The sequence below is a fragment of the Lentzea aerocolonigenes genome, assembly GCF_000955955.1.
In the GTDB taxonomy this organism is placed as follows: domain Bacteria; phylum Actinomycetota; class Actinomycetes; order Mycobacteriales; family Pseudonocardiaceae; genus Lentzea; species Lentzea aerocolonigenes_A.
In genome coordinates this window covers 1-10256 of record NZ_JYJG01000371.1, presented here as the reverse complement: position 1 = coordinate 10256, position 10256 = coordinate 1, and the positions used below count along the sequence as shown (strand labels likewise).

Genomic DNA, 10256 nt, shown 5'->3' with positions numbered 1-10256 from the left:
GTGCCGCGAGGTGCCCTGCTGAGCGCCGAAAGACGCGGCGAAGGTTGCCGGTCGCGGCACTGGCGTGCGGTCCTTGTCGAGCAGACCTCTCTGCTTCAACAAGGGCCGCACGCCCTCGCCGAACCAGTACGCCTCTTCCAGGTGCGGGTAGCCGGAGAGGACGAACTCGCTGATACCGATGGAGTGGTATTCCTCGATCAGGTCGGCGACTTCTTCGTGCGAGCCCACCAACGCCGTTCCCGCGCCGCCTCGCACGAGTCCGACGCCAGCCCACAGGTTCGGGTAGATCTCCAGACCGCGCACACCACGGCTGAGATCGCCACCGTGCAGCGCCACCATCCGTTGCTGGCCAACGGATTCCGACTTGCTCAGCTGCTCCTGCGCCTTCGCCACGGCGGCCGGGTCGAGTGCGTCGAGCAGCTTCGCAGCAGACGCCCACGCTTCCGCCGACGTGTCCCGGCTGATCGTGTGCAGCCTGATGCCGAACCGGATCGGCCGATCGGTCAACGCCCGCACCCGCGCGATCTTCGCGGCCACATCCGCCGGGGGCTCGCCCCAGGTCAGGTACACATCGGCGTTGCGCGCGGCCACCGGCAAAGCGGCGTCCGACGAGCCACCGAAGTAGATCGGCGGGACGGGATCCGGCGCGGCCAGCGCCGTCGCCCCTTCGACCTGGTAGTGCTTGCCCTGGAACGAATACGGCTCGCCGGTCCAGATCCCGCGCACGATCTGCAGGAACTCGTCGGTGCGCGAGTACCGCTGGTCGTGGTCGAGCCAGTCGCCGAACCGTTGCTGCTCAACGGAATCGCCACCGGTCACCACGTTCAGCAGCAACCGGCCGCGCGAGATCCGCTGGTACGTCGAGGCCATCTGCGCGGCGAGCGTCGGCGACAGCACACCCGGCCGGAACGCCACCAGGAACTTCAGCGTGGTCGTCTGCCCGATCAGCGCGGCCGTGGTCAGCCAGGCGTCCTCGCACCACGTGCCGGTCGGCGTGAGCACGCCGGTGAACCCGACCTGCTCGGCCGTGCGCGCGATCTGCGCCAGGTAGTCGATGTCCGGCTCGCGACGGGCTCCGGCGGCAGGTGCGCGCTGAGCGTGGAAGTGCTCCACGACCGTGCGCCCGTCGCCGGACGTCGGCAGGAACCAGTGCAGCGTCACGCTCATGCCAGATCTCCCTGGAACCTCGTGTCGACGAACTTGGCGAAGTCGACCTTGCCCGGCAACGTCTTGTCCTCGCTGAACGCGTCCGCGAGCTCCTGCTCCGACTTGAGGAGCGTGTCGTCGATCTTCACCGGCAGGTCGCCGTTGCGGTTCACCGCGGCCAAGGCGACCTCGTACTTGAGCCCGGTCTCGGCCGCCCACGCCTTCGCCCACTCCTCGCGGTGCGTGTCGGCCCACTTCTGCGCCTTGTAGTAGCGGACCAGGTACTCCTTGAGCGCCGGGTTCTTCCCCTTGTCGTCCAACGCCTTGCGGCCGGCGACCTGGAAGCCGTAGCCGTTCGACTTACCCCGGCCGTCGGTCAGCACACGCGCCTTGGCTTCCTGCTGCGCCTGCGCGGTGTACGGGTCCCAGACCGCCCAGGCGTCGACCTTGCCCTGCGTGAACGCGCCGTACGCGTCGCTCGGCTGCAGGAAGTTCAGCGTCACGTCCTTGGTGGTCAAACCGTTGGCGCGCAACGTGAGCAGCACCTGGCCGTGCGCCGAGCTGCCCTTCGCGACCGCGATGTTCCTGCCCTTCAGGTCCGCCACTGTCCTGAGCGGCGAGTTCTCCGGCACCAGGATCGCGTCGGCCTCGACCTCGCCCTTCGACGCGGCGACGGCGGCGATCTTGGCGTTCGCGGCGGCGGCGAAGATCGGCGGGGTGTTGCCGACACCGCCGAGGTCGATCGCACCGGCGGACGCGGCCTCCAGCAACGGCGGGCCGGAGGTGAAGGTCGACCACTCGATCTTGTACGGGAAGTCGTTCAGCAGACCGGCGGCCGTGAGCAGCGCCTTGGCCCCGCCCTTCTGGTCACCGACCTTGAGCACGACCTCGCCGGCCGGAGTGTCCTGCACGGTCGCCGCACACCCGGTCGTGAACAAGATCGCAGTGAGCAGACTGAGCCATTTACGGCTAGGCAGCTGTTTCAACATCCACTCCCAGGTCTGCGAGCACGCGGGTGCGTTGCTCCACAACGGAAGCCCGGCGGCGCGGGCGGGGCAGGTCGACGTGGTGCTCGGCGACGATCCGGCCCTCGTCGAGCACGAGGACCCGGTCGGCGAGCAGCAGCGCCTCGTCGACGTCGTGCGTCACGAGCAGCACGGCTGGCCGGTGCTCGGCCCAGAGGTCTTCCACCAGGTGGTGCATGGCGAGCCTGGTCAACGCGTCCAGCGCGCCGAACGGTTCGTCCAGCAGCAGCACGTCGGGTTCGCGCACCAACGCTCGTGCGAGCGAAACCCGTTGCGCCTCACCACCGGACAACGTCAGCGGCCACGCGTCGGCGTGATCGGGCAGCCGCACTTCCTCCAGTGCCTTCAAGGCGACTGAACGCCCGTCCGGCTTGTGCAGGCCCAGCGAGATGTTCCGCCAGACCTTGCGCCACGGCAGCAACCGCGGCTGCTGGAACGCGACCGACACCGTTCCGGGAACAGTCGCCACCCCGTCGAACTCCCGATCCAGGCCCGCGAGAATCCGCAGCAGCGTGGACTTGCCACAGCCGCTGCGCCCCAGCAGTGCCACGAGCTCGCCCGGCACGATCTCCAGGTCGATCCCGTCCAGCACCGTTCGTGGACCGAAAGCCTTGTGCAGGCCACGAATGCTCACCGCGCTTGCCATCGCAACACTCTCCTTTCCAGCAGTCGCACCAACGCGTCCGTCGTCAGGCCGAGCAGCGCGTAGACCACGAGGCCGACGACCACGACGTCGGTGCGGAGGAACTCACGGGCGTTGTTGATCAGGAAGCCGAGACCGGCGTCGGCGTTGATCTGCTCGCCGACGATCAGCGACAGCCACGCGGTGCCGAGCGCGATCCGCAGTCCCACCAGGGATTGCGGTACCGCGGACGGCAGCACGACGTGCACGATCCGTTCGAAACTGCTGTAGCCGAGCACCCGCGCGGCCTCGACCAGGCCGGGGTCGGTCTGCCGGATGCCGGCGTGCAGGTTGAGGTAGAGCGGGAACGCCACACCGGCCGCGACCAGCGCGAGCTTGGGTTCCTCTCCGATGCCGAACCACAGGATGAACAACGGGATCAGGCCGAGGTGCGGGAGTGTCCGCAGCATCTGCACCGGCGGATCCAGCAACGTCTCGCCCCACCGGGAAAGGCCGGCGGCAAGACCGAGAAGAACACCGATCACGCCACCGATGAGAAATCCGAAGAAAACGCGACCGAGCGAGACCGCGAATGCCTCGCCCAATTGGCCGTCCGCGATCAGCTCACCGGCGGATTCGAGCACTGTGAGCGGAGAAGCGAGTTTGTCCGGCGGCAGCAACCCTGCTGAGCTGGCCCCTTGCCACAGCAGAACCAGCGCCACGGGGCTGAGCCAGCGCAACGGCAGCGTCTGTTTTCCAGCAAGAGAAAGGGCCACGGCCGAAGTACAGGCGAGTCCAGGACGTGAGTCAACGACGCCCAAATCGTGAAAAAGCGTCGGACGTCGAGATAATCGGAGCCGGTGGTTTCCATCCCAATGGCCGAGTGACAGCGCCGGATCCACCACTCACCATTCGGACATGAACGAGGGGGAGAGATCGAGGGTGCCTTCTGGCACCACGTTGAGGTTCGTGTCGCTCGTGCTGCTCGCGATCGCGACCACGTTGTTCGTCTTCGGGCAGTACGCGGGGATGTCGCCGGAGGACGAGCGCTGCCAGGTGAACGCCGGGCTCTACCTGACCTCGCTCCACTTCCCCGATCACGACGAGTCCAGGTGGGTCGCCTATCGCGCGTGCATGGCGGAACTCGTCGTTCCGCGTGCGCTGTGGCTCTCCGGTGGGCTCGTGTTGCTCTTCGCGGTCAGCCTGCTGATCTACCTGGTCCGGCCCGCGTGGCGCATCCGCAGGCGAAAGCTCGTGCCAGTACCGGAAGAGCTGCGGGAGAGCCTCGCAGAACTCGCCGGGCAAGCCGGTCTCCCGGACACGACCTTCCTGCTCGACCCGACCAGCACCAGGGCCGGTGGCGCCGCGTTCGGCAACCACCGGCACAAGTACGTCGTGCTGAACGCCGGCATGCTCGTGCTGCACCGGACCGACAGCGCGACGTTCCGCGCCATCGTTCTGCACGAACTGGCGCACGTTCGGTCAGATGTCACCACGACGTACGCGACTCTCGCGCTCTGGCGGGCGTTCGTGCTCGTGGTGCTCGTGCCGTACCTGGTCCTCGTGGCCATCGACTGGTCCGGCTCGTATGCCCTGATCGGGAGGCTCGGGGCGTTGGTGGCCCTGGTGTTCCTCGCTCGCGTCGCGGTGCTGAGAGCCCGTGAACACCACGCCGACGTGTTCGTGGCGCGCTGGACCGGGTCCGCGGAGCCGTACCGCACGCTCGCGCCCTCAGGCCGGTTTCAACGGTGGTTCGGCCTGCATCCGGCGCCGGCGGCCAGATCCGCGGCGATGCGCGAGCCGGACTCGTTGCTGCGACCGGGTTTCTGGGAGGTGCTGGGCTGCACGCTCGCGGTGCAGCTCGCGTGGTGGCACCTGCGCGCCGGACTGCACGCGCTCACCTGGTACCGGGCGGACAACGAGTCGTTCCTCGTCCTGCGGGCCGGCTGGGCGGTCCTGATCACCGCGCTGATCGGGCTGATCGCCTGGCGCGGCGCCGCGTTCGGAGCAAGGCGCGGGGTGTTCGCGTTGCCGGGCCTCGCCGTCGGGCTCGGGCTGGTGCTCGGCGAACGACTGGACACCTACAACATCGACCCCGTCACGCTGCCCAGCGCGCTCGCGGCGCTCGTCCTCGCCGGCACCGCCGTGCTGGTGGCGATCTGGGCCGGGTACTGCGCCACGCTCGTGCGCGCCCGTTGGCACGCCTGGTTTCTCGGCCTGTCCACCACCGTGGTCGCGTTCACCCTGCTGGGCTGGTTCCCGGAGGCCCGGTATGCCTATTCGACGTTGCGGGACGACATCGGACCGGCCCTGCACCAGTCCGTTGTGGACGTTGTCCTGGTCCCGTTCCTGCTGAACTCGCACCGCGTGCTGACCGTCGTGTCGCTCGCCCTCGTCTGGCTCGTACCGCTGGTGTTGCGCCGCGAGTTCCCCAAGGCGGCATTGGCAACGGGTGCCGCGGGCAGTGTGCTCGTGACTTTCGCGGTCACGCTGCTCGGCTCGGGGACCGACCCGTTGATCAGCTCTGTCCGGCAGGTCGTGGCGGTGGTGATCGTCCAGTTCGTCGTGGTGTTCGCCGCTTCCCGGTGGCTGGACCGGATCGGCGCGCTGCTCGTGGCGTGGCTGATCGGGCTGGCCGGAACCGGCGTGATCTGGCTGACCCACCTGCAGGGCACCGAGGTCGACAGCGTCATCGCCGCGCGCCCGCACCAGGTGTTGCCGTTGTTCGGCACGCTCGCGGCGCTGGCCGGAAGCCTGTACGCGGTGCGCCGCGGCGAACATCAGGGACGGCCGTGGGCGCTGATCGGGCTCGCGGTCGTCTCGGTCGCCGTGGCGTCGTGGTGGCCCAAAGCCCCGAACGCGGCGCCCCTCCTGCCACCAGCGGCCGCACCGACGAGCACGACCCCGACGGCGACGACGACATCTCCCAAGCCCGTGGACCCGGCGGAGGCGATGCGCGCCTGGAAGGCCGATGGCGGCCTCGATCGCCTCGCGGCCGTGGAACGGGCGAACCTCGCGTTGTGGGCCGAGGTGACACAGGACAACGACGCCCGGCTGGAACCCACGTGCGTGGCACTGGCTCAGCTCGCCGGAGAGACCTTCTCACCGCCACCGGACGCCACGATCGGTGCGCTGTGGACGGAGACGCTGCAGGCGTTGCACAAGGGCGCGCAGGCGTGCGCCGACGCCATCCAGGGGCGGACGAAGGACGACGGCACGATGGCGAGAGAACTGATGATGGGCCGCAGCCGGCTCGCGGAGCTGATCACGGCCCTCCGGTGAGCTCGCTCAGCCGAGAACGTCGTGACGGACGATCGTCTGGTCGCGGCCAGGGCCCACCCCGATCGCGGACACACGGGCGCCGATGATGCTCTCGAGGTACTCGACGTAGGACTTGGCGTTGGCCGGCAGCTCGTCGAACGTGCGGCAGTGCGAGATGTCCTCGAACCAGCCCGGCAGCTCCTCGTACACCGGCACGGCGTGGTGCACGTCGGTCTGCGTCATCGGCATCTCGTCGACGCGGCGACCGTCCACTTCGTACGCGACGCAGACGGGCACCTTCTCCAGGCCGGACAACACGTCCAGCTTGGTGAGGAAGTAGTCGGTGATGCCGTTGACGCGCGAGGCGTACCGGGCGATCACGGCGTCGAACCAGCCGGTGCGCCGCGAACGTCCAGTCGTGACACCGAACTCACCGCCCTGCTTGCGCAGGTACTCGCCCTGGTCGTCGTTGAGCTCGGTCGGGAACGGACCGGAGCCCACGCGGGTCGTGTAGGCCTTCAGGATGCCGATCACCGTGCTGATGCGGGTCGGGCCGACACCGGAGCCGACCGTCGCGCCACCGGACGTCGGGTTCGACGACGTGACGAACGGGTAGGTGCCGTGGTCGACGTCGAGCAGCGTGCCCTGCGAGCCCTCCAGCACCACGATCTCGTCGCGGTCCAGCGCCTGGTTGAGCAGCAGGCGGGTGTCCGCGATGCGGTGCACGAAGTGCTGACCGCGCTCCAGCACCTGCTCGACGACCTGGTCGGGGTCGAGCGCCTTGCGGTTGTAGACCTTGACCAGCACCTGGTTCTTGAAGTCCAGGGCGGCCTCGACCTTCTGCTGGAGGATCTTCTCGTCCAGCAGGTCCTGCACGCGCACGCCGACGCGGGCGAGCTTGTCCTGGTAGGCCGGCCCGATGCCGCGACCGGTCGTGCCGATCTTCGCCTTGCCCAGGTAGCGCTCGGTCACCTTGTCGATGGCCACGTGGTACGGCATGATCAAATGCGCGTCAGACGAGATCAGCAGGCCGCTGGTGTCGACGCCCTTCTCCTCAAGGCCCGCGAGCTCCTCGAGCAGCACGCCGGGGTCGACCACGACGCCGTTGCCGATGACGTTCTTCACACCGGGCGTGAGAATGCCGGACGGGATGAGGTGCAGGGCGAACTTCTGGCCGTCCGGGAGGACCACGGTGTGACCCGCGTTGTTGCCACCCTGGTAGCGGACGATCCACTGGACACGCTCACCGAGGATGTCGGTGGCCTTGCCCTTGCCCTCATCGCCCCACTGGGCACCGATCAGCACGACGGCCGGCATGTGAAACTCCAAGCGCTTGGACTGGTTCGAGCGAACGCCGGTAAGCGAGGGTAGACCAGGAGATGACCGTGCACGGAATCGTGTTGGCCTGCGGAAACTCGCAGTTGCCAATGATCACTCAACGTGACGACGTCCACGTCGTTCCGTCCCGCCCCGGCAAGGACCACGTGGATCCACACCTGGACGCCGAACGGCTCGTCGTGGTGGGTACCGACGCCGACCTCGCGGCCGTCGCGTTGCGGTTGCTGCGCAAGGAGAAGCTCGGCTCGGTGACCCTCGGTTACGTGCCGGTGGGCGACTCTCCCGTCGCCGCCCTCTGGGGCCTCTCGACCGACCCCGCCCGCGCCCTGGACATCGCGCTGAACGGTGACGTAGATCCCGTCCCGTTCGTTCGCGACGACGTCGGCGGCGTGCTGATGGGTCTCGGCGTGTTGTCACCCGTCCGTGGCGTTGGTTACAGCGACGCGGACAACGTGCTGCGCGGCCAGGCCTCCCGGATCGAGTGCACGCCGGACCCCGAAGGCGGCTTGGGCCTCGTTGTGCGAATTGTTAACAAGCGCCTGCTCGGCTCACGAGTCCGGGAGAGCCGCCCGCGCGCTTTCCAGCTCGGCTGTCTCCCCACCACCGCCGTTTTGGATGGTCACAAGCACCCGCGCCCGGTCGACAAGTGGACCTGGTACCGCCACACCGAGGACCTGAGGCTGGTGCGAGGCGTCTAGCCGTGCGCTTGTCGTTCACGTGGGTGTCACCCAAAGGCATTGCCTAATTCCATAATGTGACGAAGGGTAGTCCCGATCACTTTCCAACAAGGAAGGTCGGGACGATGTCAAAAGTTAACCGAACCATTGGTGTCCTGGTCGCCGCAACGGCACTCACCTTCGGTTTTGTTTCCCCTGCACTCGCGACTCCCCCCGGAATCCCCAGCACCGGCGCCATCGCCAAGTCCGAACTGGCCACCCTGACCGTCGCCGGTGAAGGCTCGATGACGGGCTATTCGCGCGACAAGTTCCCGCACTGGATCACCCAGTCGGGCACGTGCAACACCCGTGAGGTCGTGCTCAAGCGGGACGGCACGAACGTCGTGACCGACTCGTCCTGCGCGGCCACATCCGGCCGCTGGTTCTCCCCGTACGACGGCGCGACCTGGACCGCGGCTTCCGACGTGGACATCGACCACATCGTGCCGCTGGCGGAAGCCTGGCGGTCCGGAGCATCGTCCTGGACCACGGCCAGGCGCCAGTCGTTCGCGAATGACCTGTCCGGCCCGCAGCTGATCGCGGTGACCGACAACGTGAACCAGGCCAAGGGCGACCAGGACCCGGCATCCTGGAAGCCTCCGCTGTCGTCCTACTACTGCACGTACGCCAAGATGTGGGTTCGCACGAAGAAAAACTGGGGACTCACGTTGCAGAGCGCCGAGAAGACCGCACTGACAGGGATGTTGAACACCTGCCCATGACGACTCTTTCCTCGCTTTTCGTGGCTGGCCCTGGTGGCGTGATGACCGACGAGGTCGGCGTCGTCACGGGCGACCTGGAGCTGTGCACCGAGCTCTCCGACGACGGAAAGCTCCGCGCACTGGTCCGCTACGAGGGCGCGGAGGAGTGGTACGCCATCACGGGCGCTTCTTGTGCGCTCACTGATCCCCGTGATCACGAACCGGTTCACTCGCTTCTGCTGGCCTTGCTGAACCGGCCGGAGGGCTGAGCGGCGGCAACGCCTCCATGGCCTCCGCACGACTGAGCCCGGTCGCCTGCAGCAGATCCACCGCGACACTCCGGATCTGCGCCAGCACCACCTTGGACGAGAACCCGTCCCCACCGAGACGCCGCGCGGTGAGATGCCGCGCGGCGTCTCGCACGGCCTCCCTCGTCTGGCTGGGCGTCTTGCCCTTCTCCAGTTCGCCCCGCAAACAGTCCACGGCATCCGCGTAGTCCGTCAGCACCTCCGGCACACCATCCGGAATCCGCTCATCCGCCTTGAGCGCCGCCATGCTCCTGCGCGCCAACACCCGCGTGTTCCGAACCGCGTAGTCCACGGGCCCGGCCGCCGCCTGGTACCTGCTGAGCTCATCCTTGGCCCGCCACCGAATCGGCGCGATCTTCGCGATCTCACCCCCGGTCTGCAGCGCAGCCTTGTAAGCATCGATAGTCGCCTGGCTGGTGCGCAGCTCCGCCAGCACCCCAGCCGCCTTGACCGCGTCCTTCTCGGCCAGCGCCTCGGCAAGCCCCCGCAACGCACCGCTGAGCGTGTTCGTCAGCGCCTTCAACTGCCGCTGCGCCACCGTCACCGGATTAGCAGGCAACAACGCCGCCACGGCCAGCCCAACCAGCCCACCTGTCAACGCGTCGATCATCCGGTCGAACCCACCACCAGCACTGGGCGGCAACAACGTGGCCACCAACACCGCGCTACTCCCAGCCTGCAACGCGATGACCGACCCACCGTCCAACAACACAGCAGCCGACATCGCCAGCCCGACCACGAGCGCAATCTGCCAGGGCCCGCTGCCGATCCAACTGATCAGCGCGTCCCCAACCCCAACGCCAACCGAAACCCCGACAACCAGCTCACCCACGCGCCGAAGCCTCTGCCCAAGCGAAACCCCAAGGCACACAACGGCGGCAATCGGCGCGAAGAACGGACGCTGATGCCCGATCACCAACGTCGCCACAACCCAAGCCAGCCCAGCAGACAGGGCACTTTGGACAATCGGCAACGCAGCCCCACGCCACCGCGCAAGCCCACGCCCAACCGCTTCCTGAACCGCGCCCACCACTCACCTCATCATCGCTGGCACCCGCAGCCAGTCTTGATCCCCGCCCCAGACCGCACAACCTGCAGGTACGCCATCCCACACACGAGTTGGGTGTAGTCAGAGGCGT

10 protein-coding genes are annotated in these 10256 nt (G+C 67.8%); 4 read left to right on the top strand and 6 right to left on the bottom strand.

Features of this window, described 5'->3' with window-relative positions; all coding sequences use genetic code 11:
* The 4 genes from UK23_RS38795 to UK23_RS38780 form a co-directional block, all read right to left on the bottom strand.
* Positions 1-1167, bottom strand: a 1167-nt coding sequence (locus tag UK23_RS38795; protein ID WP_082115323.1) for an LLM class flavin-dependent oxidoreductase, incomplete at its 3' end; no start/stop codon positions are given.
* Entirely contained in the window at positions 1164-2135 is a 972-nt protein-coding gene (locus UK23_RS38790) for an ABC transporter substrate-binding protein (protein WP_082115322.1), read from the bottom strand. The genes UK23_RS38790 and UK23_RS38795, both read right to left, overlap by 4 nt.
* Complete coding sequence (locus tag UK23_RS38785; RefSeq protein ID WP_045316773.1) at positions 2116-2817, bottom strand: ABC transporter ATP-binding protein; 702 nt, start codon at positions 2815-2817, stop codon at positions 2116-2118. The genes UK23_RS38790 and UK23_RS38785 overlap by 20 nt, the downstream gene beginning before the upstream one ends.
* Positions 2802-3569: an ABC transporter permease gene (locus UK23_RS38780; protein ID WP_045316772.1), complete on the bottom strand. Its 768-nt coding sequence runs from the start codon at positions 3567-3569 to the stop codon at positions 2802-2804. Before UK23_RS38780 ends, UK23_RS38785 begins: the two co-directional genes overlap by 16 nt.
* A 142-nt stretch (positions 3570-3711) precedes the next feature.
* Between UK23_RS38780 and UK23_RS38775 the strand changes: the two genes are divergently transcribed.
* Positions 3712-6075, top strand: coding sequence for a M48 family metalloprotease (locus UK23_RS38775; protein WP_156213702.1), 2364 nt, complete (start codon positions 3712-3714; stop codon positions 6073-6075).
* A 6-nt stretch (positions 6076-6081) separates the two neighbouring features.
* Here the strand turns inward: UK23_RS38775 and UK23_RS38770 are convergent, their stop codons facing one another.
* On the bottom strand, positions 6082-7371 hold the full coding sequence (locus UK23_RS38770; RefSeq protein ID WP_045316770.1) for an adenylosuccinate synthase: 1290 nt from the start codon (positions 7369-7371) through the stop codon (positions 6082-6084).
* Positions 7372-7481: 110 nt separating this feature from the next.
* Here UK23_RS38770 and UK23_RS38765 point away from each other — a divergent pair, with 110 nt between their 5' ends.
* The 3 genes from UK23_RS38765 (at position 7482) to UK23_RS38755 (ending at position 9078) form a co-directional block, all read left to right on the top strand.
* Positions 7482-8090, top strand: a complete 609-nt coding sequence (locus UK23_RS38765) for a hypothetical protein (protein WP_196778080.1) — start codon at positions 7482-7484, stop codon at positions 8088-8090.
* Between the two features lie 104 nt (positions 8091-8194).
* A complete protein-coding gene (locus UK23_RS38760) occupies positions 8195-8830 on the top strand; it encodes an HNH endonuclease family protein (RefSeq protein WP_082115320.1) in 636 nt (211 codons plus the stop codon).
* Positions 8827-9078 carry a hypothetical protein gene (locus UK23_RS38755; protein WP_045316769.1) on the top strand — a complete coding sequence of 84 codons (252 nt, stop codon included), beginning with the start codon at positions 8827-8829 and terminating at the stop codon, positions 9076-9078. The genes UK23_RS38760 and UK23_RS38755 overlap by 4 nt, the downstream gene beginning before the upstream one ends.
* Here the strand turns inward: UK23_RS38755 and UK23_RS38750 are convergent.
* Complete coding sequence (locus UK23_RS38750; protein WP_045316768.1) at positions 9008-10147, bottom strand: FUSC family protein; 1140 nt, start codon at positions 10145-10147, stop codon at positions 9008-9010. The two genes, UK23_RS38755 and UK23_RS38750, sit on opposite strands and share 71 nt — an antisense overlap.
* Positions 10148-10256 lie beyond the last annotated feature (109 nt).

Bases quoted from the DNA above. Each gene is read 5' to 3' on its own strand.
- UK23_RS38790 (WP_082115322.1), bottom strand. From the start codon at position 2,135: ATGTTGAAACAGCTGCCTAGCCGTAAATGGCTCAGTCTGCTCACTGCG.
- UK23_RS38785 (WP_045316773.1), bottom strand. From the start codon at position 2,817: ATGGCAAGCGCGGTGAGCATTCGTGGCCTGCACAAGGCTTTCGGTCCA.
- UK23_RS38775 (WP_156213702.1), top strand. From the start codon at position 3,712: ATGAACGAGGGGGAGAGATCGAGGGTGCCTTCTGGCACCACGTTGAGG.
- UK23_RS38770 (WP_045316770.1), bottom strand. From the start codon at position 7,371: ATGCCGGCCGTCGTGCTGATCGGTGCCCAGTGGGGCGATGAGGGCAAG.
- UK23_RS38765 (WP_196778080.1), top strand. From the start codon at position 7,482: ATGATCACTCAACGTGACGACGTCCACGTCGTTCCGTCCCGCCCCGGC.
- UK23_RS38760 (WP_082115320.1), top strand. From the start codon at position 8,195: ATGTCAAAAGTTAACCGAACCATTGGTGTCCTGGTCGCCGCAACGGCA.
- UK23_RS38755 (WP_045316769.1), top strand. From the start codon at position 8,827: ATGACGACTCTTTCCTCGCTTTTCGTGGCTGGCCCTGGTGGCGTGATG.